The sequence below is a fragment of the Candidatus Brocadiaceae bacterium genome (genome assembly GCA_012728835.1).
GTDB lineage: Bacteria > Planctomycetota > Brocadiia > SM23-32 > SM23-32 > JAAYEJ01.
Genome location: JAAYEJ010000008.1, coordinates 25,338 through 51,169, shown reverse-complemented (window position 1 = coordinate 51,169; position 25,832 = coordinate 25,338). Strand labels below are relative to the sequence as shown.

General features: G+C 72.0%; 25 protein-coding genes. 15 read left to right on the top strand and 10 right to left on the bottom strand.

Annotated elements, in window-relative coordinates; all coding sequences use genetic code 11:
• The 15 genes from GXY85_01020 to galE form a co-directional block, all read left to right on the top strand.
• The coding region (locus tag GXY85_01020) for a hypothetical protein (protein NLW49410.1) at nt 1-772 on the top strand (772 nt) is incomplete at its 5' end.
• Between the two features lies 1 nt (nt 773).
• Entirely contained in the window at nt 774-953 is a 180-nt protein-coding gene (locus GXY85_01015) for a hypothetical protein (GenBank protein ID NLW49409.1), read from the top strand.
• Nucleotides 934-1,293 carry a hypothetical protein gene (locus GXY85_01010; protein ID NLW49408.1) on the top strand — a complete coding sequence of 120 codons (360 nt, stop codon included), beginning with the start codon at nt 934-936 and terminating at the stop codon, nt 1,291-1,293. The genes GXY85_01015 and GXY85_01010 overlap by 20 nt, the downstream gene beginning before the upstream one ends.
• 192 nt (nt 1,294-1,485) lie before the next feature.
• Complete coding sequence (locus tag GXY85_01005) at nt 1,486-2,112, top strand: transcriptional regulator (protein ID NLW49407.1); 627 nt, start codon at nt 1,486-1,488, stop codon at nt 2,110-2,112.
• 10 nt (nt 2,113-2,122) lie between these two features.
• The gene (locus tag GXY85_01000) at nt 2,123-3,232 is read left to right on the top strand and encodes a DegT/DnrJ/EryC1/StrS family aminotransferase (GenBank protein NLW49406.1); all 1,110 of its coding nucleotides are present in this window, start codon (nt 2,123-2,125) and stop codon (nt 3,230-3,232) included.
• Nucleotides 3,233-3,301: 69 nt separating this feature from the next.
• Complete coding sequence (locus GXY85_00995) at nt 3,302-4,177, top strand: ABC transporter permease (GenBank protein ID NLW49405.1); 876 nt, start codon at nt 3,302-3,304, stop codon at nt 4,175-4,177.
• An 89-nt stretch (nt 4,178-4,266) separates the two neighbouring features.
• Complete coding sequence (locus GXY85_00990) at nt 4,267-5,565, top strand: ATP-binding cassette domain-containing protein (protein NLW49404.1); 1,299 nt, start codon at nt 4,267-4,269, stop codon at nt 5,563-5,565.
• Nucleotides 5,566-5,592: 27 nt separating this feature from the next.
• The gene (locus GXY85_00985) at nt 5,593-7,287 is read left to right on the top strand and encodes a methyltransferase domain-containing protein (protein ID NLW49403.1); all 1,695 of its coding nucleotides are present in this window, start codon (nt 5,593-5,595) and stop codon (nt 7,285-7,287) included.
• 26 nt (nt 7,288-7,313) lie between these two features.
• A complete protein-coding gene (locus tag GXY85_00980; GenBank protein NLW49402.1) occupies nt 7,314-8,438 on the top strand; it encodes a glycosyltransferase in 1,125 nt (374 codons plus the stop codon).
• The gene (locus tag GXY85_00975; protein NLW49401.1) at nt 8,435-9,418 is read left to right on the top strand and encodes a glycosyltransferase family 2 protein; all 984 of its coding nucleotides are present in this window, start codon (nt 8,435-8,437) and stop codon (nt 9,416-9,418) included. The genes GXY85_00980 and GXY85_00975 overlap by 4 nt, the downstream gene beginning before the upstream one ends.
• On the top strand, nt 9,415-11,439 hold the full coding sequence (locus tag GXY85_00970; protein ID NLW49400.1) for a glycosyltransferase: 2,025 nt from the start codon (nt 9,415-9,417) through the stop codon (nt 11,437-11,439). The genes GXY85_00975 and GXY85_00970 overlap by 4 nt, the downstream gene beginning before the upstream one ends.
• On the top strand, nt 11,432-12,673 hold the full coding sequence (locus GXY85_00965; GenBank protein ID NLW49399.1) for a glycosyltransferase family 4 protein: 1,242 nt from the start codon (nt 11,432-11,434) through the stop codon (nt 12,671-12,673). The genes GXY85_00970 and GXY85_00965 overlap by 8 nt, the downstream gene beginning before the upstream one ends.
• Nucleotides 12,666-14,057 (top strand): sulfatase-like hydrolase/transferase, encoded by a 1,392-nt coding sequence (locus tag GXY85_00960; GenBank protein NLW49398.1) that lies wholly within the window; start codon nt 12,666-12,668, stop codon nt 14,055-14,057. Before GXY85_00965 ends, GXY85_00960 begins: the two co-directional genes overlap by 8 nt.
• A 5-nt stretch (nt 14,058-14,062) precedes the next feature.
• Complete coding sequence (locus GXY85_00955) at nt 14,063-15,148, top strand: glycosyltransferase (GenBank protein NLW49397.1); 1,086 nt, start codon at nt 14,063-14,065, stop codon at nt 15,146-15,148.
• A gap of 10 nt (nt 15,149-15,158) precedes the next feature.
• Nucleotides 15,159-16,154 carry a UDP-glucose 4-epimerase GalE gene (gene galE / locus GXY85_00950; protein NLW49396.1) on the top strand — a complete coding sequence of 332 codons (996 nt, stop codon included), beginning with the start codon at nt 15,159-15,161 and terminating at the stop codon, nt 16,152-16,154.
• A 22-nt stretch (nt 16,155-16,176) separates the two neighbouring features.
• Here galE and GXY85_00945 read toward each other — a convergent pair whose 3' ends face one another.
• From GXY85_00945 to GXY85_00900, 10 genes are all read right to left on the bottom strand, one after another.
• Nucleotides 16,177-16,896 (bottom strand): TrkA family potassium uptake protein, encoded by a 720-nt coding sequence (locus GXY85_00945; protein NLW49395.1) that lies wholly within the window; start codon nt 16,894-16,896, stop codon nt 16,177-16,179.
• Nucleotides 16,897-16,910: 14 nt separating this feature from the next.
• Nucleotides 16,911-17,744 (bottom strand): acyl-ACP--UDP-N-acetylglucosamine O-acyltransferase, encoded by an 834-nt coding sequence (gene lpxA / locus GXY85_00940; GenBank protein NLW49394.1) that lies wholly within the window; start codon nt 17,742-17,744, stop codon nt 16,911-16,913.
• A gap of 42 nt (nt 17,745-17,786) precedes the next feature.
• Complete coding sequence (fabZ, locus tag GXY85_00935; protein ID NLW49393.1) at nt 17,787-19,100, bottom strand: 3-hydroxyacyl-ACP dehydratase FabZ; 1,314 nt, start codon at nt 19,098-19,100, stop codon at nt 17,787-17,789.
• Between the two features lies 1 nt (nt 19,101).
• Entirely contained in the window at nt 19,102-19,737 is a 636-nt protein-coding gene (locus GXY85_00930) for an OmpH family outer membrane protein (GenBank protein ID NLW49392.1), read from the bottom strand.
• A gap of 124 nt (nt 19,738-19,861) precedes the next feature.
• The gene (gene bamA / locus GXY85_00925) at nt 19,862-22,231 is read right to left on the bottom strand and encodes an outer membrane protein assembly factor BamA (GenBank protein NLW49391.1); all 2,370 of its coding nucleotides are present in this window, start codon (nt 22,229-22,231) and stop codon (nt 19,862-19,864) included.
• An 11-nt stretch (nt 22,232-22,242) separates the two neighbouring features.
• Nucleotides 22,243-23,604, bottom strand: coding sequence for a replicative DNA helicase (dnaB, locus tag GXY85_00920; protein ID NLW49390.1), 1,362 nt, complete (start codon nt 23,602-23,604; stop codon nt 22,243-22,245).
• A 58-nt stretch (nt 23,605-23,662) separates the two neighbouring features.
• On the bottom strand, nt 23,663-24,121 hold the full coding sequence (gene rplI, locus GXY85_00915) for a 50S ribosomal protein L9 (protein NLW49389.1): 459 nt from the start codon (nt 24,119-24,121) through the stop codon (nt 23,663-23,665).
• Nucleotides 24,122-24,162: 41 nt separating this feature from the next.
• Nucleotides 24,163-24,633: a single-stranded DNA-binding protein gene (ssb, locus tag GXY85_00910; GenBank protein NLW49388.1), complete on the bottom strand. Its 471-nt coding sequence runs from the start codon at nt 24,631-24,633 to the stop codon at nt 24,163-24,165.
• A gap of 60 nt (nt 24,634-24,693) precedes the next feature.
• Nucleotides 24,694-25,146, bottom strand: a complete 453-nt coding sequence (gene rpsF, locus GXY85_00905) for a 30S ribosomal protein S6 (GenBank protein NLW49387.1) — start codon at nt 25,144-25,146, stop codon at nt 24,694-24,696.
• A gap of 93 nt (nt 25,147-25,239) precedes the next feature.
• Nucleotides 25,240-25,812 (bottom strand): aminoacyl-tRNA hydrolase, encoded by a 573-nt coding sequence (locus tag GXY85_00900; GenBank protein ID NLW49386.1) that lies wholly within the window; start codon nt 25,810-25,812, stop codon nt 25,240-25,242.
• Nucleotides 25,813-25,832: the final 20 nt, after the last annotated feature.

The following is a 25,832-nucleotide window of genomic DNA, read 5'->3' as shown; positions in this document are numbered from 1 at the left end:
TGCGCTGGATCGGGGCCTGCGGCGCAGCCTGGAGTGGCTGACCACGCGGGACTGGTCGTTCGACAACCTGAAGGCGGCGCTGTCCGACCTGGCAGGGTTCGTGCGCTCGCAGCTGGGCACGCTGGCCGGCCTGTTCGCGCGCAAGGGCGATGAGGGCTGGGAGTTCGGCCCGCTGGCCACGGCGCTGGTCGAGGCGTTCCGCTGGGCGGCGGGCGAGATCCGCGTGATCTTCCTGCGCCTGTGGGATTACGTGGGCGCCGGCCTGGCGCAGTCCCTGGCCAAGGTGCTGGCCCGCATGGGGGCGTCGGTGTCCGTGTCCCTCCGGCGCGCGGAGGAACGCATCCTGGAGGGGCGGGCGAGGAAGTACTACGAGGAAGATCGGCGCCGGGGGGCCTGGCGCGCGCCGGAGGGGCCGTGGGAGAACCTCACGCCCGACGAGCGCGAATACTACCTGCGGGGGGCGAGGCTCTCGCGCGCGGAGGCGGGAGGGTTCGACCTGGCCCGTGCCGGCGCCGACCTGCTGGGCCAGGTCGCCGTGGGTGTCAGCGATGCCGGGCGGCGGCTGAGCGAGGAGGCCGGGCGGATCGACGAGATCAGCGCGGGCGTCAAGGAGCACGGCCAGGCGGCTGTCGACGCGATCCGGGAGACGCGGCAGACCCTGGGGGAGGTGGGACAGCAACTGTTCAACGTCGCCTCGGAGATGAAGATCCTGCAGCGCGACCAGGCGAAGCTGGAACGCCGCCTGAAGGCCCTGGGAACGGCGGGAGCGTGATATGCGCAATGAGCGCACAGAGTTCCTCGACCGCCTGATTGAGCGCACCCGGCGCAACTCGACGCGCCTGGTGGGCACGATTGCCTACGGGTGCAGCCGGCGCGCCAAGACGGAAGCGGAGGCGCGCCGCGAGCTGCAGGAGCAGGATGAGGAGACCGAGCATGTCGGACCTGAGCATTGACGGGATCTGCCGGCTTCTGGGCATCGACCGCGCGACGTTCGAGCGAGGACGCGCCGCCAGGCGGCCCACAGCGGCCCCAGGCGGCGCACAGGAAGCCGAGGCCCCCTTGCCCGCGGCCGTGCTCAACTCGGCGCTGTCAGACGGCGAGCGGGCCATGTGCGGCGTCCTGGGCATAGCGCCCCGGCTCATGGTGCTGGGCCGCTATGGCCGGGAGCGCTATGACGCGGCCGTGCAGGCCCTCGGCACGGGCCATGCGGCGGCCCTGCACGCCCTCTGCAGCGGCGGTGTACCGGCAGGCCGCACGCACCACAGAGGCGCCCCCGCGCGGCCCCCGCGCTGAGGCGTTTGTATAGTATCCTTTTGGCAGGCCGGCCCCCCGGTCGCGCTGATGGTGTGTACGCCCACCGCCCCGAGTTTGCGGAAGTTTGGGACAAATTGCGTGTCCAGTTGGGACAAATTGCGTGGCCGTGACCATTGACACCGGGGCGCGCTTTGCGGTAACGTTACAGGCGGTAACGTTACGGAAGGCGCCATGGATTCGCCCGACTCCCATCGCTACTACGAGCTGAAGCTGCTCGAGCACCTGGAGCAGGCCGAGGAACTGCCCCGGCGCGTGGCGGCCTCGAAGCTCGGCGTGAGCGTCAAGCTGGCCCACAAGCTGCTCGGCGGGCTGGTCGAGCGCGGTCTGGTGCACGTGCGCAAGGAGAACGCGCGGCGCTGGCGCTACTTCCTGACGCCCCGCGGCATCGCCGAGAAGGCCCGGCTGACGCGCGAGTTCCTGGAGTTCAGCTTCGAGTTCTACCGGGAGGCCCGGCGCCGCTCGGCCCAGGTGTGTCGCGACCTGCGCGAGTCCGGCGTGCGCCGCGTGGCCTTTCTGGGCGTCGGCGAACTCGCCGAGATCGCCTACCTCGGGGTGCGCGAGTGGGGGCTGGAGCTGGTGGACGTCTTCGACCCCGTGCGGGCCGGGCGCACGTTCTTCGACTGTACCGTGCGATCGCCCTCGGAGGCGGCCCGTTCGGAGGCCGAGCGGATCATCGTCACGGCGTTCGATCCGCACAACCCGATGGGGCCGCGTTTCCTGCCGGAGCGCGTGGCGGCCGAGCAGCGGATGGTATGGATCTTCGCCCGTCCGGAGGCGGGCGGGTCAGTGACCCTGTGAGAGAGCACCGATGAACGTACCGATACTGGACCTGAAGGCGCAGTATGCGGGGCTGGAGGCGGAGATCGACGCGGCGCTCAGGCGCGTATGCCGAAGCTCGGCGTTCGCGCTCGGGCCGGAGGTGGAGCAGTTCGAGCGCGACTGGGCCGCCTACTGCGAGGCCGGGCACTGCGTGGCCGTGCAGTCCGGCACGGCCGCGCTGCACCTGGCCCTGCTGGCCCTGGACGTGGGCGAGGGGGACGAGGTGATCACGACGCCGATGAGCTTCTTCGCCACCGCCGAGGTGATCCTCTACACCGGCGCCCGGCCGGTCTTCGCCGACGTGGACCGCCGCACGGCCTGCATCGACGTGGCGCGCGTGGAGGAACTCATCACCGAGCGCACGCGCGCGATCATGCCCGTGCACCTGTTCGGGCATCCGGCGGACATGGACCCGCTGCTCGCGCTGGCCGACGCGCACGGCGTGCCGGTCGTCGAGGACGCCTGCCAGGCGCACGGGGCGCTCTACAAGGGGCACAAGGTCGGCGCGCTCGGGCGGGCGGGTGCCTTCAGCTTCTACCCGACGAAGAACCTGGGCGCCTACGGCGAGGGCGGCGCCCTGGTGACCGACGACCCCGAGCTGGCCGAGCGGGCGCGCATGCTGCGCAACCACGGCCAGAACGCGCGCTACCGCCATGCACGGGTCGGCTACAACTACCGCATGACCGGCTTCCAGGGGGCCGTCCTGAACGTGAAGCTGCCGCATCTGGACACCTGGAACGGCGTGCGCCGGCGCATCGCCGCCCGCTACACGAAGGCCCTGGCCGACACGGGGGTGGCGACGCCGCATGAGGCCGAGTGGGCCTCGTGCGTCTGGCATCAGTACGCCATCCGCACGGACCGGCGAGACGCGCTGCAGAAGCGGCTGACCGAGGCGGGTGTCGGCACGGGCATCCACTACCCGATCCCCATCCCGGACCTGGAGGCGATGCGCGAGCCGGCCCCGCGCTGCGCGCCCGCCGGCCTGCCCGAGGCGGCCGCCTGGGCGCGGGAGGAACTGAGCCTGCCGATCCATCCGGACCTGTCGGACGAGCAGGTGGAGTACGTGATCAAGACGGTGAAGCGGTCCCTCGGCGCGTAGGCCGGCGGCACGGCCCGCCCGGTGCGGACGACGGGCCGCGGCCCACGGGCCGCTGCGAAAGGACGAGTTGTGGCGAGTTCACCCGGCAATCTGCGCGCACTGCCCGAGCGCGTGGTCATCCGGCCGCGCGGGGGATGGCCGGCCGTCAACTGGCGCGAGCTCTGGCACGGCCGGGAGCTGCTGTTCTTCCTGGCCTGGCGCGACGTGAAGGTGCGCTACAAGCAGACGGTGCTGGGCGCGCTCTGGGCCATCCTGCAGCCGCTGGTGTCCATGGTCGTGCTCACGCTCGTGTTCCGGAGCCTGCTGGGGATCGACCGGCGGCTGATGGGCACGACGTCGGAGGGGTATCCGTACCCCGTCTTCCTGTTCGCCGGCCTGCTTCCGTGGCAGTTCTTCAGCGAGTCGCTGCGGCGTTCCAGCGAGAGCGTGGTGGTCAGCGCGAACCTGGTGCAGAAGGTCTACTTCCCGCGCCTTGTCATCCCGCTGTCGGCCGTGGCCGGGGCCGCCATGGACTTTGCGTTGAGCCTGCTGGTGCTGGCCGGGCTGATGGTCTGGTATGGGCACGCGCCGGGCGTCGGCCTGCTGGCGGTGGTGCCGCTGGCGGTGCTGACGGCGATGGCGGCGACGGGCGTCGGGGTGCTGATCAGCGCGCTGAACGCCGCCTACCGGGACTTCCGGCACATCGTCCCCTTCCTGCTGCAGGTCTGGTTCTACGCCACGCCGTTGATCTGGTCGGCGCGGATCGTGGAGGCGCCGAGGCTGCGCCTTCTGATCGCGCTGAACCCCATGTGCGGCATCGTCGAGGGCTACCGGCGGGCCATCCTGCCCGGCTGGCCGCTCGACGGCACGCTGCTGGCGGTCTCGGCGGCGTCGACGGCCCTTCTGCTGCTGGTCGGGCTGAGGTACTTCCGGAAGGTGGAGATCTCGTTTGCGGACATACTGTAGCGGAGATGGGGCGTTGCGCGGCGGGGCGCAGGGCACGGCGCCCGCACGCGGCGCGCGTCTCCGCGCCTCCTGAACCAGAGGCCGTCTGCATGGCTTCGGCGATCACGGTTTCGGGCCTTTCGAAGCGCTACCAGATCGGCGCGCGCGTGCGCGACCGCACGGTGCGCGAGGCGCTGACGGACGCGGTGCTGGGGCCGGTGCACCGGCTGCGGAGCTTCGGGCGTTCGTCTCACCGGCCGGAGGACGCCATCTGGGCGCTGCGGGAGGTCTCGTTCGAGGTGGCGCCCGGCGAGGTGCTGGGCGTGGTCGGGCGCAACGGCGCGGGCAAGTCCACGCTGCTGAAGATCCTCTCGCGCATCACGGACCCGACCGAGGGGACGGCCGAGCTGGCCGGCCGCATCGGCAGCCTGCTGGAGGTCGGCACGGGCTTCCACCTGGAGCTGACCGGCCGGGAGAACGTCTACCTGAGCGGCGCGATCCTGGGCATGCGCAAAGCGGAGATCGACCGCAAGCTGGACGAGATCATCGACTTCAGCGGCATCGAGACGTTCATCGACACGCCGGTGAAGCGGTACTCGAGCGGCATGCGCGTGCGGCTGGGGTTTGCCGTGGCGGCCCATCTGGAACCGGAGATCCTGCTGATCGACGAGGTCCTGGCCGTCGGCGACGTGGCCTTCCAGCGCAGGTGCCTGGGCAAGATGGAGGACATCGGGCGCGGCGGCCGGACGGTGCTGTTCGTCAGCCATAACATGGCGGCGGTGCGGCATTTGTGTACGCGCGGCCTGGCGCTGCACGACGGGCGGGTGCTCGCCCTGGGCGATGCGGACGAGGCCGTGGACGCCTACCTGGCGCGCATGCGCGCGGAGGCGCCGGAGGCCGGGGCGTCGGGGTTCCGGTTCCCCGTGGCGCGCCCGGAGCCGCCTCCGCCCGCCCGGGTGGCCTGCGTGGAGGTGCTCGACGAGCACGGCGAGCCCCCCGCCGCGGTCTGCACGGGCGACTGCGTGCGCCTGCGCGTGCACTTCGAGTGCGCGGGGCGCGTGACCGTGACGCCCCTGGTGACGGTCTCGACGCCGGAGGGCGCGCGCCTGCTGGGGTTCGGCCTGCGGGCCGGGGCCGGGCGCCAGCTCGACTGCGAGGCGGGCACGCACCGGGTGGACGTCGTCGTGCCCGGCCTGCCGCTGTCGGCGGGCCGGCACGTCCTGGGCGCGGCGCTGCGCGTGCAGGGCGAGGGCCTGGTGCACGAGGCCGCGCACGCGGGCGAGTTCGAGGTCTCACCCCGGGACATCTACGGGAGCGGCGACCCGCCGAGCGTGCGATGGTCGCCCATCGCGCTGCCGCACAGTTGGGAGGTGCCGGCCGGCGAGTCGGGACTGCGTGAGATCGGGTAAACGCACGGACGGGGACGACGCGCAACGATGAAGACGGCGGATTTCTACGACGGCTACTGGCGGCACCGGAAGGCGGCCGGCCGGACGCTCGACGGCCGGGGCGGCCGTCTGCCGGAGCGCATCGCGCTGGCGGCCGGGTTCCTGGAGCCCGTGCCCGGGCGGCCGACGCGCGTGGTCGACCTGGGCTGCGGCGACGGGGGCCTGGGCGACCTGCTGGCGCGTCGCGGCGGCGCCTTCGAGGTGTACGGCGCCGACGTGTCCGCCGAGGCCCCGGCGCTGGCGGACCCGAACTACGCGCGCACCGTCCGCTGCGACCTGGACGAGGAGCCCGGGGAGCTGGCCGCGCTCGATCTGGCGGACGCCGACTACGTTGTGGCGCTCGAGGTGCTGGAGCATCTCCGCTATCCGCAGGCCCTGCTGCGCCGGCTGGCCGACGAATGCGGGCCGGCCACGCGGTTCGTCTTTTCGTTTCCGAACATCGTGTGGTACGGCCACCGGGCGCGGCTCCTGCGCGGAAAGGCGCCCCGGGACTGGATTTACGACGTCGGAGAGCATCTGCACTGGTTCACGCCGGACTCGTTCCGCGAGTTGCTCGCGTCCTGCGGGTTCCGGGTCGAGACCGTCGCGGCGAAGTACCGGTGCCCGTGGATCCTGGAGCTTCTTCCGGGCCGGCTGCGGGCATGGCTGGAGCGTCGTTTCGTGGGGCTCTTCGGCGTGCAGGTGGTCGTCTCCTGCGTGCGCGCCGAGCGGCCGGCGGCCGAGCCGGAGGGGCGCCGTCCCGAGGGCGGTGCGTCCGAGCAGGGCGCGGGGCGCGTGCGCGCGACGGTCACGCGTGCACGGCAGTTGGCCGCGCACCTGCCCGTGATGGCCCGGCGCGCCGGCACGGGCTACTACTTCCTGCCTTCCCAGAGGCGCCTGCTGGACTCCGAGTGGAACGTCCTGATCGTGCTGGACGCCTGCCGTGCGGAGGCGTTCCGGCGGGTGATCGACCCGCGCGTGCGCACGGTGCGGTCGCTCGCGCCGTGCACGCGTGTGTGGGTGCATGAGTTCGGGCGTCTGACCGCGCGCCGGACCGACTGGCCGGACATCCTCTGGGTGACGGCCAACCCGGTGATCGACCGGGACTGCGCGGCCTGCGGCGTGCGCGGCGTGCGGCTGCTGAGCGCCTGGCGCACGCGTTGGGACCGCCACGGCGCGGCCGGCATCCCGACCGTGCACCCGGACGCGCTCGGCGACGAACTGCGGGCGTACCTGGCCGCGCACGGCCAGCCGGCCCGCATGATCGTGCACTACATGCAGCCGCACGCGCCGTACATCGGCAGCCCCGAGCTGGGGGCCGGCCGCACGGGCACGGCGCGCGACCCCTTCCTGCAGGCGCTCAGGCGCCTGCCCGACCCCGAGGAGGCCGTGCTCCGGGGCGAGCTGGACTGGGGCGAGGTCCGCCGTGCCTACGACGGCAACCTGAGGCTGGTCTGGGAATCGGTGCGCGGTCTGCTGCCGCATCTGAAGGGGCGTGCGATCGTGACGGCGGACCACGGGGAACTGCTTGGCGAGGACGGGCATTTCGGGCATGAATGTCGGTGGAGCACGGAGCTTCTGCGGCGCGTGCCCTGGTGGGAGCACGACGGAGGGGCCTTCGAGCCGGCGCCCATCCGACTGGAGACGCCGCAGCCGGCCGACGACCTGATTCGGGAGAGGCTCCGCGCGCTCGGCTATGTCTGAGGGGTTGGGGGAAGTGGAGAGACGAGATGACGGCGGACATGATGATCGCCATCGCCGCCCCGCACGCGATGGCGGAGGCGCAGACGTTCATCGTCGCCCATGCGGAGCGGCTGCCGGGCTGCCGGGAGGCTCTGTGCGGCTCGGAACTGGAGCGGACGCGCGCGGGCGGGCGTTCGGGGCCGCATCCGCTGGCGCGGCGGGCGGCGGCGTTTCTCTCGCGTGCGTCCGGGCGGCCGGTCGACCGGGCGCTGGTGGGCTGGACGCTGCGGCGCTTCCTCCGGCGCCACCGTTTCCGGGTCGTGCTGGCCGAGTTCGGCCCCACGGGCGTGCTGCTGGCGGGGCCGTGCCGGCGCACGGGCATCCCGCTGGTCGTGCACTTCCACGGCTACGATGCCTACCGGCAGGACGTCCTGACGAGTTGCGGGGCGGAGTATCGGCGCATGTTCCGCACCTGCGCCGCCGTGGTCGCCGTGTCGGGGCCGATGGCCGAGCAGCTTCGGTCCCTGGGCGCACCGGGCGAGAAGGTGCACGTGAACCCGTGCGGAGTCGACTGCGACATGTTCCGGCCGACGGACCCGGCGGCGAATCCTCCGGTCTTCGCGGCGGTCGGGCGGTTGGTGGAGAAGAAGGCGCCGCACCTGACGCTGCTGGCGTTCCGGAAGGTGCTCGACGCCTGCCCGGAGGCCCGGCTGCAGATGATCGGCGAGGGCCCGTTGATGGCCGTCTGCAGGGACATGGTCGGGGCGCTGGGTATGGAGGGCGCCGTCGCGCTGCAGGGCACACGCCCCCACGCCGACGTGGCCGCCGCCATGCGCGGCGCGCGTGCGTTCGTGCAGCACTCGGTGCGAGCAGGCGACGGCGACTGCGAGGGCAGCCCCGTGGCCGTGGCGGAGGCCGGTGCGGCCGGGCTGCCGGCGGTGGCCACCCGCCACGCGGGCATTCCGGAGACGGTGCTGGACGGTGTGACGGGGCTGCTCGTGGAGGAGCGCGACGTGGATGGGATGGCGGACCGCATGATCGAGCTGGCGCGCGACCCGGCCCTGGCGGCCCGCCTGGGGCGGGCGGCGCGCGAGCGCATCTGCTCGGAGTTCAGCATGGGAAAGCGCATCGGCCGCCTGGCGGCGATCCTGGAGGACGCGGCGACGCGATGAATGAACGGCAGGCCGGACGGGACGGCGGGCCGCTGGTGAGCGTGGTCCTGCCCGTGTACAACGCCGAGCGGTACCTCCGGCAGGCGGTGCTCTCGGCGCTGGATCTGTCCGTGCGCACGGAGGTGCTGCTGGTCGAGGACGGGTCGCCCGACGGCTGCCTGGCCGTCTGCCGGCAACTGGCGGCGCAGCACGAGGCCGTGCGGCTGCTGCGGCACGCCGACCATGCGAATCACGGCTGCTCGGCGTCGCGGAACGCGGCCATCCGGGCCGCCCGGGGCGATTACGTGGCGTTCCTGGACGCCGACGACTACTACCTGCCGAACCGCTTCGACGTGGACGTGCCCATGCTGGAGGCCGACCCGGGCCTGGACGGCGTCTACGGCGCCGTGGGGGTCGTCTACGAGCCCGGAGGGCCGCCGGCGTCGTCGCCCGAACGCCACCGGGTGACGGTGGACGGCGTGATCCTGCCGGAGGACCTGTTCGAGGCGTTCGTGCGGGGCGACCGCGGGTGGTTCCGCGTGGAGGGCATCACCGTCCGGCGCGAGGTGTTCGACGCGGTCGGGCTCTTCGACGAGCGTCTGCCGATCGCCCAGGACCGGGCCATGTGGCTGCGTATGGCCGCCGCGTGCCGACTGGCCGGCGGCAGCATCGTCGAGCCCATCGCCGTCTGCCGGCGCCATCCCGGCAACCGCGCGCGCCTCGAGCATCCGCTCTGGCGCGACGCCGAGTGCGAGGTCTACTCGACCACGCTGGAGTGGGCGGGATGCGTCGGCCTGGAGGCGTGGAAGAGGCACCGGCTGCGCGAGGCGCTGATCCTGGCGCTGCGGCACCGGCGTCTGAGGGGGCTGGGGCGCGCCGAGGCGTTCCTGCGCGTGTGGCGCCGCACGCTGCGCTGCCAGGCCCGCGATCCGCTGCTGCTGCCGACGATCGCCGCGCGGTGGCTGGCCGCCCGCCTGGGGGTCAGGAGGTGGCGGACATGATGAGAGTGCGTCAGGCCGGCCCGCCGCTCCTGAGCGTCGTGATCCCCGTCTACAACGCGGCCCCCTACGTCGAGGACGCCGTGCGCTCCGTGCCCGAGTTCCCCCCGGGGCTGGAGGTGATCCTGGTGGAGGACGGATCGCGGGACGACAGCCTGGCCGTCTGCCGCGCGCTGGCCGCCCGCCATCCGCGCGTGCGCCTGCTGCGGCATCCGGACGGCGGCAACCACGGCGCGAGCGCCTCGCGTAACCTGGGCATCCGCGCCGCGCGCGGCCGCTACGTGGCGTTCCTGGACGCCGACGACTACTACCTGCCGAACCGCTTCGACGCGGACGTGCCCATGCTGGAGGCCGACCCGGGCCTGGACGGCGTCTACGGCAAGGTCGAGATCCGCTACGACGAGGGCGCCACGCCGATGCCGTGGCCGGCGAAGGGCGACCGGACGCTGGACGGGCCCGTCGCGCCGGAAGACCTGTTCGATGTGCTCCTGTTCGGCACGCGGGGCGAGTTCTGCACGGACGGCATCACGCTGCGGCGCGACGTGTTCCGGCGTGCCGGCTGCTTCGACACGCGCCTGCCCCAGGCCCAGGACTCGGCGATGTGGCTGAAGCTGGCCGCGACCTGCCGCCTGGCGCCCGGCAGCATCGACGAGCCGATCGGCGTCTGGCGGCGGCACCCGGGCAACCGGTCGCGTCGCGAGAGCCCGGAATGGCGGCGGGCGGGCTGCGCCTACGTCTGGTCCGTGCTCCGATGGGCGCAGGCGAGCGGGCAGCCGGCCGGGCGGGTGGCCGACCTGCGGCGCGGCCTGGCCCTGGCCATCGTCGGGCGGCGCGAAGGGGCCGCCCTGTTGCCGCGCGCCGTGCGCATCGTGCGGCGCACGCTGCAGTACGGGTTCCGGCATCCGCCGCTGCTGGCCGACCTGGCGTTGATCGCCGCACGGAAGCTGGCCGGCCGGCCGCGCGCCGGGCGGCCTCCCGAGCCCCCGCTGCGCGGGCGGCGGCCCGTCGGCGTGAGGCTGCCGCGCCATGCCCCCGGCCCGCCGGTCAGCGTGGTCATCCCCGTCTACAATGCCGAGCGATACGTGGCCGAGGCCGTGCAGTCCGTGGTGGCGCTCCCGCACGCCGTGGAGGTGCTGCTGGTCGAGGACGGCTCGCGGGACGGCAGCCTGGGCGTCTGCCGTGGGCTGGCCGCCCGGTACCCTGCGGTGCGGGTGCTCCGGCACCGCGGCGGACGCAACCGGGGGGCAGCCGCCTCGCGCAATGCGGGCATCCGGGCCGCGCGCGGGCGTTACGTGGCCTTTCTGGACGCCGACGACCTCTACCTGCCGAACCGGCTGGACGTCCCCCTGGCCCTGCTCGAAGCGGATCCGGCCCTGGACGGCGTCTACGGGGCGGTGCGGACCCTGTTCGAGGACGGCCATGCCGCCATGCCCGGGGGCGACCGCGTGTTGACCACGCTGGACCGGCCGGTGGACTCCGACGAACTGTTCGCGACGCTTCTTCTCGGCGCCCGCGGCACCTTCCATACGGCGGGCATCACGTTGCGGCGGAGCACGTTCGAGAGGGCCGGGCTGTTCGACGAGCGCCTGGTGCTGACCGAGGACTCGGCCATGTGGCTGAAGCTGTCGGCCACCTGCCGGCTCGCGGCCGGCGACCTGAAGGAGCCGGGCGCGCTGTGGCGCCGGCATTCGACGAACGACACGCGGGTCGACAACCCGCACTGGCCGGGAGCCGGCTGTGCCTACGTCTGGTCCGTGCTGAAGTGGGCGCGCGCACGCGGGCTGGACGCGCTCAGGCAGCGGCAGCTCTGCAGGGGGCTGGCGCTGGTGATGGTTGACCGGCGCGAGGGCGCACGCCTGCCGGGCGGCGTCGATCGCATCGCCGGGCGCATGTGCCGGTACGGCGGGGCGCTGCCGGCCGTGCTTCCGGAGCTGTTCTGGGTGTTTGTGAAGAAGCTGCTGGGCCGGCCGCTCTGCGACTACGAGGAGCGGACCCGGCCCGGGAGGGGACGGGCCGATGGGTGACGGGTGGAAGAACGGCGCGTCGGACCGGCCGCCGCGGCTGATGATCGCGGCGCATTTCACCGAGCCGTTCGCGGGGACGGGCGCGCGGCGGCCCACGCGGCTGGCACGCTTCCTGCTCGCGCGGGGTGCGCCGCCGACGCTGGTGACCGCTGCGCCGGCGTTCTACGGGCGGGCCGTGGGCGCCGGCCCGTGCCTCCGCGACGAGTTGGCGGACGTGTGCGAGGTGAGGCGCACGCGGCTGCATCGGACCCTCGGGCGGCTGGGGGCGGCCGGGCGCTGGCTGCTGAACGCCGCCCTCCTGCGCGCCTACCGGCGGCTCATCGCGGAGCGGCTCGAGCACGGTGAGCGGCCGGACTTCCTTTACATCTGCGGCAACCCCTTCTGGCTCTTTCCCCTGGGAGCCTACTTCCGCCGCCGCGCGGGCCTGCCGTATGTGCTCGACTTTCCCGACGTGTTCTACGCCAGGGGCGTGCACTACCGGCTGGGCCGGCGGCGCGGGCTGCGCACGGTCGTGGACCGGCGGGCGGAGGCGCGGGCCGTCGCCGGAGCGATGCTGGTCGTGCACACGTCCGAGGCCCAGACGGCCCTCTACCGCAGGCGCTACCCGGCCGTGCCGGCCGGGCGGTTCGCGACCGTCCGGTGGGGCTACGATGCCGAGGCCGTGCGTGCCGTCGCGCCCTGCCGGCGGCCGGACGACGATGTGTTCCGCGTCGGCATCTTCGGCAAGTTCGCGGCCTACGGCGGCGCGGACGCCCGGTCCCTGGCCACGGCGGTGGCGCTGCTCCACGCGCGCACGCGCGTGTTTGTGACGCAGGTGGGCGATCCGGAACCCGCCCTGGCGGAGGCGTTCCGGCGGGAGGGTCTGTCGGGGTGCTTTCATGCCGCCGGGCGCCTGCCCTATGCCGAGGGGATGGCCCTGCTGGCCGCGCAGGACGCGCTGGTGCTGAACGCCATCTCCGACGTGTCGCTTCCGGCCAAGCTGTATGATTACATCTACCTGAACCGGCCGGTGGTGGCGCTTGTGACGCCTGAATCGGCTGCGGGGCGGCTTGTGGAGGGCTTCCCGGCCGGCAGGGCGGCCCGTTCGCCGGAGGCGCTGTGCGAGGCGTTCCAGCGGGTCCGCGCCGACGGACTGCGCGAACTGGAGCCGGACCTGGACCCGACGGAGTTCAGCCAGCAGGCGCAGTTCGAGGTGCTTCTGGAGCGGCTCAGGGAGGCGGGCGCGCATGGCTGAGGCGGCGACACGGGTCCTGCTGATCACGGTGGACAGCCTCCGGGCCGACGCCCTGGGCCTCTACGGCGCGTCCGAGCCGACGCCGGTGCTCGACGGTCTGGGCGCTGAGGCGGTGGTGTTCGAGCAGGCATTCGCCACCGGACCGCACACGACCCAGTCCTTCCCGGGCATCCTGGCCTCGAACTACCCGACCACGGGCGGCACGGTGCAGAACCTGGCGGGCCGACGGTCCGTCGCCGAGGTCTTCCAGTCCGCCGGCCGGCCCACGGCGGGGTTCCATTCGAATCCGTTGCTGTCGCGCAGCCGGGGCTACGGGCGGGGTTTCGACGTGTTCTGGGACTCGCTGCCCGAGGGTGGCTCGCCGACGGGGGCCGTGCCGCGCGCCGTCGACCGCCTGGGGAGGCTTGCGGCGCGGCACTGCGCGCCGCTGTTCCGCCTGGCGCGCCGGGGCTACCGGGCGGCGGCCCGGCGGGTGCGGCATGTCGAGCTGCCCCATGAGCCGGCCGAGCGCCTGAACGAGCGCGCGCTCGAGTGGCTGCCGGGCGCCGGTCCGTGCTGGTTCCTGTGGCTGCACTACATGGACCCGCACTGGCCCTATGCAACGCGCCTGCCCGGGCTGTCCGAGTCGGAACGCGCCGAGGCGATGCGGCTCTCGGACCGGGCGTTGCGCCATCCCGACCGCCTGAATGCGGACGACTGCGAGCGGTTGCGCGGATACTACCGTGCCGAGGTGGGCTACCTGGACCGCTGCCTGGGGGCGCTGTTCGACGCGTTGCGGGCGCGGGGTTTGTGGGCCGACACGGCGGTGTTCTTCACGGCCGACCACGGCCAGGCGTTCGGCGAGCACGGCCGGACCTTCCACGGCGACGTGCTCTACGACGAGCTGCTCCGCGTGCCGCTGATCGTGCGGGTGCCCGGCATCCGGCCGGCGCGCCGGCCCGGGGTGGCGTCGCTGATCGATCTGGCGCCGGCGATGTGCGAGGCGGCGGGCCTTGCGGCGCCGGCGGAGTTCGAGGGCCGGTCGCTGCTCGCGGCGCAGCGCGAGGCGGCGTTCGCCGAGACGGCCTACCGTCTGTTCGTGTCCGAGCGCCCCAAGCGCGCGGCCGTGCGGACGCCCGAATGGAAGCTGCTGGTGGACTACGAGGGCGGCGCGGAGGAGCTGTACCACGTGGCGCTGGACCCCGGCGAACTCCGCAACGAGGCGGCCGGGCATGCGCAGGAGGCCGAGCGGCTGCGCGTGCTGCTCGAAGCGCATCGGCGGCGCACGCGCGCGGCGGCGTCGGGGCCGTGCGGGCGGTCGGCGGCCGACGGCGAGGCGGTCAAGGCCCGCCTGCGGGCCCTGGGCTACATGGACGAGGCCGACGGCCCGGGGGCAGGGGGATAGCCGGCATGCGCGTCATGCACCTGACGACGGACCTGGACCTGGGCGGCGCCGAGCGCGTGATCGTCGACCTGGTGCGCTGCTTGCGTGCGCGGGGCGTGCAGGCGGCCGTCGGCGGTCTGGCGGAGCGACCGGGGGGCGGGCGGCTGCGCGCGGTGCTGGAGGCCGACGGGGTGGAGGTGGGATCGGCCGGCATGCGGCGGCGCCTGGACGTCCGGCGGATCGGGCGGCTGACGCGGTTCGTGCGCGCGTGGCGGCCGGACGTGCTCCACGCGCACCTGGCCCACGCGCACTGTGTGGGCAGCCTGTTGCGTGCGTGCGGGCTGCGGTGTCCGCAGGTGTGGACGCACCATTCGGTGGACCCGCGGCGTCCGGCGCGTGCGGCCTTCTACCGGTTCTTCTCCGGCGCGGCGGCCTGTCACGTGTACGTGTCCGAAGCGGCGGCGAGGTTCCAGCGGGGGCGCGGCGGCCGGGCGCCGTGGGAGGAGGTCATCGCGAACGGCATCGACCTGGCGCCGTTTCTGTGCGTGGAGCCGGGGGCCGGGCCGGTGTTCGGGGCCGTGGGGCGACTGGCGCCCGAGAAGGGGCATGATATACTGCTGCGAGCCTTTGCGCGGCTGGCGGCCGGTCGGCCGGAGGCGCGCCTTCTGATCGCGGGCGACGGCCCGGAGCGGGCGGTGCTGGAGCGGCTGCTCGGTGGCCTGGGGCTGGCGGGCCGGGCCTCTCTGGTCGGGTTTGTGGACGACGTGCCCGGGTTCCTGGCCGGGCTGAACGCGTTCGTGGCGCCCTCGCGCTGGGAGTCATTCGGCTTGACGCTGGTGGAGGCGCTCGCGGCCGGTCTGCCGTGCATCGCCTCGCGCGTGGGCGGCCTGGTCGAGGTGGGGGGCGACCTGGTGGACTGGGTGCCGCCGGGCGACGCGGGGGCGTTGTGCGGTGCGATGGAGCGGGTGGGGCGGCGGCCGTTTGACCCCGAGCGGGTGCGGCGGCAACGCAGCCGGGTGTCGGCGTTCGGCCGGGAGACGATGACGGACCGCTACATGGGCGTCTATCGCGCGCTCTGCGATGGACGCCGCCGTTCTCCTTCAGCTACGTGAGCGAGAGCCGATGAGAGTGCTTGTGACCGGCGGGGCGGGATACGTGGGCAGCCATGCGGTGCGCGAACTCGTGCGGTGCGGACACGAGCCGACGGTGCTCGACAACCTGTCGGTCGGGCACGCCGCGGCCGTGCAGGGGTGTCCGACGGTGTGCGGCGACCTGAGCGACGCAGACGGCGTGCTCAGGACGCTGCGGGAGTGCGGCGCCGAGGCGGTGATGCACTTCGCGGCCAGCGCGTACGTGGGCGAGTCCGTGCGCGAGCCGGAGAAGTACTACTACAACAACGTGGTGAACTCGCTGGCGCTGCTGCGCGCCATGCGCGAGGCGGGCGTGGAGCGCCTCGTCTTCTCCAGTTCGTGCACGCTGTACGGCGTTCCGGACACCGTGCCCGTGGACGAGGACCAGCCCATCCGTCCGCTCAGCCCCTACGGGCGCACGAAGGCGGCGGTGGAGGGCATCCTGGCCGACTACGCGGAGGCTTACGGGCTGCGTTCGGCGTGCCTGCGCTACTTCAACGCGGCCGGGGCGGCCTCCGACGGGCTGACCGGGGAGGACCATGATCCGGAGACGCACCTGATCCCGCTGGTGATCCAGGCCGCGCTGGGGCGGCGCGACGGCGTGGCCATCTACGGCACGGACTACCCGACGCCCGACGGTACGTGCATCCGCGACTACGTGCACGTGGAGGACCTGGCGACGGCGCACGTGCTGGCGATGGAGGGCCTGGACGAGCGGCCGCGGGCCGCCTACAACCTGAGCACCGGCCGGGGCCATTCGGTGCGCGAGGTGATCGAGGCGGTCAAGGCCGTGAGCGGCGCGGACGTCCCGGTGCGCGAGGAGCCGCGCCGGCCGGGCGACGCGCCCGTGCTGGTCGGTTCGTCGGAGCGGATCCGGCGGGAACTGGGCTGGTCGCCGCGGCTGGCGTCGCTGGAGGCGATCGTCGGCACGGCCTGGCGCTGGCACAGCACGCATCCGGAGGGCTACGGGGGGCAGGGCGCGCGGTGAGGTTGCGCCGCGTGCGCGCCGCTCACATGAAGTCGGCCTGGAGTTCGGCGATCTTCTCGTCGGAGCCGATGACCACCAGCACGTCGCCTTCGCGGATCACGTCGTCGGCGTGGGGCAGATCGTTGACGCGGATCTCGACCTTCTCGGGGCCGTCGGGGCCGGTGGCGACCTCTCGGGACTTGATGGCGACGACGTTCAGGCCGAAGCGGTTGCGCAGGTCGAGCTGCTGGAGGGTCTTGCCGGCGAACTCCGCGCGGGCCTTCACCTCCGCCAGGGAGTGATCGGTGGTGATGGGGGCGATGATCTGCATGCCGGGCATGGCGATCTGCTGGGCGACCTGGCGGGCCATTTCGCGCTCCAGGCTGATGATGCGCGTGATGCCCATGGCCTCGAGTATCTGGGCCTGGGTCTGGTCGATGGCGCGCACCCAGATGTCCTTGACGCCGAGGCGCTGCAGGACGGCGGTGACCAGCAGGCTGGCCTCGATGTTGCGGCCGATGCAGACGCAGGCGAGGTCGATGTCGCCGGCGCTGATCCTGCGCATGGCGAACTCGTTGGTGGCGTCGAGCGCGACGGCACGCGAGACGCGCTGGTCGATCTCCTGCACGCGTTCGGAGTCGGAGTCGACGGCGAGGACTTCGGCGCCGAGCTGGGCCAGCCGCACGGCGAAATCGAAGCCGAAGCGGCCCAGACCGAAGACGGCGATGCGCAGTGCGCCCGTGCGGTTCGAAGAGCGCTCCATGGTCTCTCCCCTTCTCATGCGCCGTTCTGCTCGGACGGTCGGCGGGCGTTCGCGCGCAGGCTTTCCAGGTAGCGTCCGTGCACGCCCTTCTGGGAGCGTCGCAGGAACTCCACCAGGTTCACCGTTTCGGCGTGGACGCCCGGCCGGGCCTGGAGCATCTCGTAGATGGGCGAGCGGTTCAGTTCGCGCGTCCTGTAGATGGCCTTGTAGGCGCCCCAGAGTTCCTCGATGACCTGGCGGTCGTAGCCGGAGCGCTGCAGGCCGACTTCGTTGACGCCGCGCACGCGCGCGGGGTTGCCCTCGACGATCATGTACGGCGGCACGTCGTGGACGATGCGGCTGAGGCCGCCGACGTAGGCCTGCGTGCCGACGGTGACGAACGGGTTCAGTGCGGCCCCGCCCATGAGCTTCGCGCCCGACTCCACGTGGCAGTGGCCGCCCAGCAGGACGCCGTTGACCAGGATGGTCTCGTCCTCGACGACGCAGTCATGGCCGACGTGCGAGAAGATCATCAGGTAGTTGCGGTGGCCGATGCGCGTGACGCCGCTGCCGGTCGAGGAGCCGGTGTTGATGGTGGCGAATTCGCGGATCACGTTGTCGTCGCCGATGAGTATCTCGGTGGAATTGCCGTGGTGCTTCAGGTCCTGCGGCGGCGTGCCGACGACGACGTGGGGCCCGAGGATGTTGTTGCAGCCCATCGTGACGCGGCCCGAGAGATGGCAGCCGTGCCCGATCGTGCAGTCATTCCCGATGGCGACGTGGGGGCCGACGTATGCATGGGGGCCGATCTCGACGCCGCTCCCGATCCGGGCACCGCTCTCGACCACGGCGGATGGATGTATCTTCATGGTGTTCTGGTTGTCTGGTGAGGTCCGCGGATGCGCCGGCTTTCAGATGGCGTCGGCGTCCGCGAGCATGAAGGTCATTTCAGCTTCGCACGTTACTTCCCCGTTCACCGTGGCGCGCGCTCTGACCATGGCGAGCCGGGAACGGAAGCGCAGGGCCTCGGCTTCCAGTTGGAGCTGGTCGCCGGGCAGTACGGGGCGGCGCAGCTTCACGCTGTCGAGGCCCACCAGCATGGGGACCTTGTTGGCGTGTTCGAGCCTGCGCAGGAACAGCACGCCGGCCGCCTGGGCCAGCGCTTCGAGCTGCAGGACGCCCGGCATGATGGGCTGATTCGGATAGTGGCCCTGGAAGAACGGTTCGTTGACCGAGACGTTCTTGACGGCCAGCACCTTGCTGTCGCCCTCCACCTGCAGGACGCGGTCCACCATCAGGAAGGGGTAGCGGTGGGGGAGGATGCGGCGGATCTCGCCGATGTCCATGTACTGCGCCGGAGCCGTCTCTCCCTCCAACTGGCTCCGGAGGCGCTGGGCGAACAGGGCGTTGAGGCGGTGGCCGCTGCGGAAGGCGAGCACGCGGGCTTCCAGGTCGAGCCCCGCCAGGGCCAGGTCGCCCAGCAGGTCGACCAGCTTGTGGCGGGCGGCTTCCTCCGGGAATCGCATCTGTGTGTCCCGGCGCGACAGGGGGGTGCGCACGGCGCCGCCGCGGCAGAGCACGAACGCGTTGCCGTCGTCGATGCCCCCGCCCAGCGAGAGCTTCTCGAACTCCTGGTAGTCGTCCTCGAGCCCGAAGGTGCGGGCCGGGGCCAGCTCGCGCAGGAACGTCTCAGGGCTGATGTCGGCCGTGAACGCCTGCGTGTGGCCGTATCCGTCGGCCAGGTTCAGCACGTAGCTGGCCGAGAGCCGGTCGCTGTTCGGCATGGCCACGATGGAGGCTTCGCCCTCGTGCACGCTGAGGGGCTCGGTGACGGTCAGTGTGGGGCGTTCGTCGTTCTGCTCCACCGCGCCGGCGGCCTGGAGGACCCGTGCGAACTCCGCCGCGCAGCCGCCCATGGCCGGCAGCTCGGGGCCGTCCAGCTCGATGATCAGGTTGTCGATGCGAAGGCCGGCGCAGGCGGCCAGCACGTGCTCGACGGCCTGGACCTCCACGTCGTTCCAGTTCAGCGTGGTGCAGCGGAATCCCTCGGACACCGCCTCGGCCGTGCCCGGCACGACGGGGCTGTCGGGCAGGTCCGTGCGCAGGAACAGGTAGCCGGTCCCGGGCTCTGCCGGCAGAAGGCGCGCCCGGACGGCGCGTCCCGAGAACGTCGCCGTGCCCGCGACTTCGGTGGCCTTGCCGATGGTTCTCTGGAAGCGAGCCACGCTACTTCGCCTCGATGGGTGCAAGATAGGCCGCGTTCAGGCGTTCGACGATCTGCGGCGTGATGTCCAGCGCGCCGGCGGCGTAGAGGACCTCGGCCGTGGCGATCTGCAGGTTCTGTTCCATGGAGTCCGGCGCGGCCAGGTCCAGGGCCTGCTTCTTCAGGACCAGGTGGACGTCGTGCTCCTGCGCGTATTCGGACACGACGCGCGTGAGTTCGGCGAAGAAGGCGCGCACGGATTCGTTCTGGAACCGGGCCATCTCCATCTCGCCTTCCGAGCGCTGTTGCTCCAGGTTCCGAAGTGCGGCGTCGACCTCGGCGCCCTTGCGCGCGCGTTCGTCCGTGCCCGGGGGCAGGTTCTCGTAGTCGTTGCGCAGCACCTGGACCTCGCGCGAGAGCTGCGTCAGAGTGCGGCGGACGCGCTCGAGCGCGCGCATGCGCTCATCGGCGCTGTCGCGCCACTGTCGGCAGCCGCGCAGCACGCCCTCCATGTCCACCACGGCGATCCGGATGCCGCCGGCGGCGGGGGCGGGCGTTTCCCTGTCGGCTCCGCGTGCCCCGCCGACCGCGACGGACAGGACCGCGGTTGCGCAGAGCACGGCGGCGCCCCATGCCTTGAGCGCCTGTGTGTGTGTCATCGCGGGATGCGTCCTCCCGGGGGCGGATGGCTCGCCCCATAATCTACCGCAATGCACGGTGCGGAGCAACGGCCAAGCGGGCTCTCGGACGCCCGGGGCAGCGGCGCAGTGGGCGGCGGCCGCCTCAGAACCGCCGCTGGGCGGCCAGCGAGAAATGGAAGTACTGCGTCCGGTCGTCGGACTCCTTCATGACCGGCAGGGCGAAGTCGAGTTCCAGCGCGGCCGGTCCCAGCGCGGGCACCTGCCACCGGAGGCCGGTGCCGACCGACATGCGCAGGTCGCGGAACGGGAGGATGGCGCCGGTGCTGTTGGGCTGCACGGTGCCGGCATCGCAGAAGGTGACCAGGCGCAGGGCGTCGCTCTCGGTGAGCGGCATGCTGTACTCCAGCGAGCCGACCGCCATGGACTTGCCGCCGACCAGGACGTCGGTGGGGTCGTGGGACGGCGAGACGCCTTCGAAGGCGAAGCCGCGCAGGCTGCTGAACCCGCCGGCGTAGAGGCGCTCGTAGATGGGGGCGTCGCCGAGGATCGTGGCCAGTTGCCCGCGCACGCCGACGACGTGCCGGTGGCGCCCGCGCCGCTGGTGGATCGTCCGGTACTGCTCGCCCTGCAGGCGGGCGGTGACGGCGCCGACGTCGCCCAGGGCCAGTTCGACGCTTCCGCCCAGGTAGTGGCCTTCGGAGGGCAGGAAGCGGTTGTCGCGGCGGTCCACCGAGGCATCGGCGCGGATGTAGGGTTTGCCGTGGCGGCCGCGTTCGCGGCGCAGTTCGCGGGGCGCCGGGTTGGTGAGGTCGTCCAGGTCGATGGACTCGTATCCGACCGTGACGCTTCGGTGCGTGTACCTGGTCAGCCGATGGCCGAAGGTGAGGCTGAGTCCGGTGCGGGTTTCGTCGAAGTCGTTGCGGGCGATTCCGCGCGAGTAGAGGCTCGTGCCGAAGCTGTATTCGGAGTTCCAGAGGGCGGGGTTCTCGAAGGTGACGGCGTAGTAGGAGCGCCTGGTGCCGGTGTTCAGCGAGATGGACAGGCGGTGGCCGGCGCCGCGCAGGGCGTTGCCGTGCCAGAAGTCGTCCCAACTGGAGGGCCAGTTCCAGAGGTCGAAGTTGTTCTCCTCGATGGCCACGCCGGCCATCAGGCCGGTCTCGCTGCCGACGCCGCCGGTCAGCATCAGGCGGCCGGTGGGGCCTTCCTGCACGCGCACGACGGCGTCGCGGAGGGCGCCTTCGGAGGGCTCGAGGGTGATCTCCACGGGGCGGGGCGCGGCGAAGTCGAAGTAGCCGGAGTTCAGGAGCATGCGCTCGCTCTCGATCAGCTTCCGGCGGGCGGCGCGTTCCCCGGGGTAGAAGGTCAGGTTCCGGCGCACGACCATCTCGTTCGTCTTCGTGAGGCCGTGCACGTGGATCTGGCCGATGGCCACCGGCTCGCCCTCGCGGATGCGGTAGCGCATGGAGACGTCGGTGCCGGTCTCGGCCAGGACGTCCTGCACCTCCAGGTTGCCCCTGGCCTCGGTGACGTCCCAGTAGCCCTGGTCGGCGTAGAGGTCGGAGATGGTCTGCAGGGCATTGTCGACGTCGTCGGGCCGGTATGGTTCTCCGGGCAGGGTGGGGATGGCGGCCAGGAGTTCGTCGTCGCGGAAGAGCGTGTTTCCCTCGAAGGTGACCTCCCGGATGGTGTAGAGCGGGCCTTCGGAGACCTTGATGCGCAGCACGACGCTGCCGGGCTCCTCGCCGGGCTCCAGGTCGCCGTCCAGGCGCGCGTCCAGGTAGCCGCGGTTGCGGCAGGCGTGTTCCAGGGCGATCAGGTCGGCGCGGAACGTCGTCTCGTCGAACCACCCGGGCCAGATCCAGCTCGGCCAGCGGCGCGTGCCGCTCTCGAGGGTCTTGCGGAGTTCGTCGGACGCCACCTGTTCGTTCCCCTCGAACTCGATGCGGGCCACCCAGGAGCGGGTGCCTTCCTGGATCTGGAAGGCCACGACGCGGGCGTGCTCGGTGGCCGCCAGCACGCGGCCCTCGACGCTCACGCCGGGGTAGCCCTCGTCCCGATAGGCGCCGACGATGCGTCGCCGTGCGGCATCCAGGTCGATGGCGCGCAGAACGGAGCCCGGGCTCAAGCCGGAGAGTTCCTGCAGGCGCTGGCCCGAGAAGCGTTCGTTGCCGGAGAACCGCACGGCCGTCAGCCGGAGGGCCTCCGAGATGCTCACGGCCACCTCGACGCCGTCTTCGGACGGCTCCACGCGGAATCCGGCCGTGCCCAGGAGGCCGGCCTCGTTGAAGCGGCGCACGGCGGCCTCCACGCGCTGCGCGTCGAAGGCGTCGCCTTCGCGCAGGCCGAGCGCGTTCAGCACCTGTTCGCGCGTCAGCAGCACGTTCCCCTGCACGGTCAGGCGCCGCAGGGGCGGGGGCTCGGCCTGTGCGGCGAGGGCGGGGACACAGAGGGTCGCCGCACCCAGGAGGATGACTGCCAGGGTCCGGACGGCCGTCCTTGGGGTCGAGTTCATCAACTCGTCACTCAGTAGGGAACGGTGGACGGAGCGGCGCTTGTGGCGCGCGACTCGAACCGGAGGAAGCGTTTCTGGAAGATCAGGCGGGCCTGCCCGATGGGTCCGTTGCGCTGTTTGCCGATGATCAGGTCGGCCTCGTTGCCGGCGACGTCGTCGATCTCCTCGCCGGCCTCCTGCGGTCTGTGCAGCATCAGGACCACGTCGGCGTCCTGCTCGATGGCTCCGCTCTCGCGCAGGTCGCTGAGGCGGGGCCGGCGCTGTTCCTGCTCGACGCGGCGGCTGAGCTGGGCCACGGCGATCAGTGGCACGCGCAGTTCGCGGGCCAGGGCCTTGAGGCCCTGGCTGATCTCGGCCACCTCGGTGGCCCGGTTCTCATGGCCCTTGTTGGCGGAGAGGAGCTGCAGGTAGTCGACCGCGATCAGCTCGATCCGGTGGCGATGCGCCAGGCGGCGGGCGCGTGCCCGCAGGTCGAGGATGCGCAGGGACGGGCTGTCGTCGATGAACAGGGGCATTTCGCTCAGGTCGCCGAGGGAGTCCTCCAGGGCCTTCCAGTCCTTGTCCTTGAGCGTGCCGCGGCGGAAGTCGTGCGAATCGATGCGGTTGTGGATGCACAGGAAGTTGCTGACGATCTGCTCGGCGGGCATCTCCAGGCTGTAGAGGGCGGCCGGGCGGCGCTGGACGGCGCAGACGTGGTGGAGGATGTTCAGGGTCAGGGTGGTCTTGCCCATGCTGGGGCGTGCGGCGATGACGATGAACTCGCCGGGCTGGAAGCCGCCGGTCAGGTCGTCCAGGTCGTAGTAGCCGCTGGCCAGGCCGGTCAACTGGCCCGGGTGCTGGTGGAGCTCCTCCAGGCGGGCGACGATGCTCTGCAGGACGTCGGTGACGTTGCGGACCTGCCCGGAGTCCTTCTGGCTGCGCACGGCCAGGATCTGGCTTTCGGCTTCGTCCAGCAGGTGGTCGACTGCTTCGGCGGGCACGAAGGAGCGTTTCTCGATCTCGCCGGCCGTCTGGATCAGGAGGCGCCGGATGGCGTTCTCCCGGACGATCTCGACGTAGTATTCGACGTTGGCGCTGGTGGGCACGGCCTCCATGAGTTCCAGGAGGTAGTCGCGTCCGCCGGCCTTTTCCAGGCGCCCCTCGCGTTCGAGTTCGTCGCAGAGCAGGATGAGGTCGACCGCGCCGTGGCTGTCGGCCAGGGCCAGGATGGCCCGGAAGACGTCCTGGTGGGCCAGCTTGTAGAAGCTGGCCTCGGCGAGGCGCTCGCGGGCGATGTAGGCGGCGTCCTGGCTCAGGAGCATCGAGCCGAGCACGCCCATCTCGGCCTGCAGGTCGTGGGGCGGCACGAGCGGCGCAGCGTTGGCGTCTGACATGTCAGCACACCTCGCAGATGTCGGCCGGGCTCCAGCCGCCGAACCGCCCGGCGGGCCGCTACTCCTCCTCGTCTTCCCTGGCGACGCGCACCAGGACGGTGACCCGCACCTTGGGGTGGAGCATGATCTCCACGTTGTAGTCGCCCAGTTCCTGGATCGGCCGATCCAGGCTCACGCCGGTGGCGCGGATGCCCTCGAAGCCGCCCTGGGCGAGGTGGTCGACGATCTGCTGGGCGCTGACCGAGCCGAACAGGTGGCCCTTGTCGGTGGCACGCGCCGTGATGTAGCAGAGGTGGCCGTCGAGCATCTCGGCCTGGCGGCCGACCCGGGCGAGTTCCTCCTGCTCGCGCTGCAGGCGGGCCTGGCGGGCCTTCTGGATCTCCTGCACGTTGTCGGGCGTCACGGGGACGGCCATCCGGCGCGGCAGGAGGTAGTTGCGGGCATAGCCGTCGGCGACGCGCACGACCTCGCCCATGCGGCCGAGCTGTTCGATGTCCTTGCGGAGAAGCACTTCCATGGTTGACCTCGTTCTACCTGCTGTGCGGCGGGGACGTTGCCTCAGAACGGAATCTCGTCGTCCGCCACGTCGTATCCCTCGTCCGGGGGCGGCTCGTCACGGTCGGGCGGCGGGCCCGGGCGCCGGTCCGAGCCGCGCGCGGGGCGCCGGCCGCCGGCGGGCTCGCCGGGGCCGCCGGAACCGCCCCGGCCGCCCAGGAACTCGAAGTTCTCCGCCACGACGACCAGCTTGCTGCGCCGGCCTTCGGCGCTTTCCCAGCTGTCGTACTTCAGGCGTCCCTCGATGAAGATCGGCTGGCCCTTGGTGAAGTACTCGCTGATGACGACGCCGCGCTTGCCCCACATGGTGATGTCCACAAAGCACACTTCCTCGCGCTGCTCGCCCTCGCGTGTTGCGTAGCGCCTGTTGACGGCCAGGCCGAACTCACAGACGGGAGTGCCGCTCGGAGTGTAGCGGAGTTCCGGATCGCGGGTCAAGTTGCCCATCAGGAAGACCCTGTTGAGGCTTGCCATGGCGTTCTCCTCGTGGATGTGCGGGGACGGCGGCCGTAGCGGCGACGCGGCGCATTCCGGCTACTCGTCGTCCGAATCGTCCTCGTCGTCTTCGTCGTCCTCGGAGGGGCTGCCGTCCTGGCCGGCCGCCGCCTCCGGCGCCCGCACGGGCGCAGCGGCGCCTTCCGGCGCGGCGACGGGTTCGCCCTCGGGGGTGTACATCTGTCCCTTGGGCGGCACGACCTGCTCGGCCCGCAGGACCAGCACGCGCAGGATCTGCTCCGAGAGCCGAACGGTGTGGCGGATCTGGGCGATGGCGTCGGGCTCGGCCTGGAAGTAGACGAGGAAGTACATGCCGCGCTTGGCCTTCTGGATCGGGTAGGCCAGTTTGCGCTCTTCCCAGAGTTCGATGCGCTCGATCTGCGCTTCGTGCCGGGTCAGGAGGCCGGCGATGTGACGCACGATGTCGGGAACGGCCGAGGTGCCTCTGGCCGCGTCGACCACGAACATGGCTTCATACAGATTGGGTGCCAATGCGAATCCTCCGTTGTCTGCGTGTGGCGGCGATCCGGGTCGTTGCCCTTTCAATGGGCGGGCCGCGGTCGAGCCGGCGGGGCAACGCCCGCCCTACGAGTCCGGCTCGGTGCGCACGACGGCGTTGAATCGGTTCATGGCCTCGACAACGCCCGAGTCCGCCCAGCACAGCGCGGCGCGGGCGGCCTGCCCGGCCATTTCCTCCACCACCGGTCGCTGCTCGGGCAGGAACGTCCCCAGCACGAAATCGCGCCAGGGCACCCCGTCCGGGACCGGCCCGATGCCCAGCCGAAGGCGCGCGAATCCATCCGTCCCGAGGGCGGCGATCAGCGATTCGAGGCCGTTATGCCCGCCGCTGGAGCCCCGCGGCCGCAGCCGCAGGGCGCCCAAGGCCAGGTTCAGGTCGTCCACGAGCACCAGCAGGTCTGTCAGGTCCGCTCCCGCCCGGCGACAGAACCCGGCGATGGCCGGCCCGCACACGTTCATGTAGGCGAGCGGTTTGAACAGCCACAACTGGCCGCATCGGCCCAACACGCCTCCCGGCACGTCCTCCTCCCGGCATCCGCCCCGACGGGCGGCCACCTCGTCCAACGCCATCCAGCCGACGTTGTGCCGGGTGTGCCGGTACTTGCTGCCGGGGTTGCCCAGGCCTACCACGATCCTCACCGCTGTCTCCCACTCTGCGG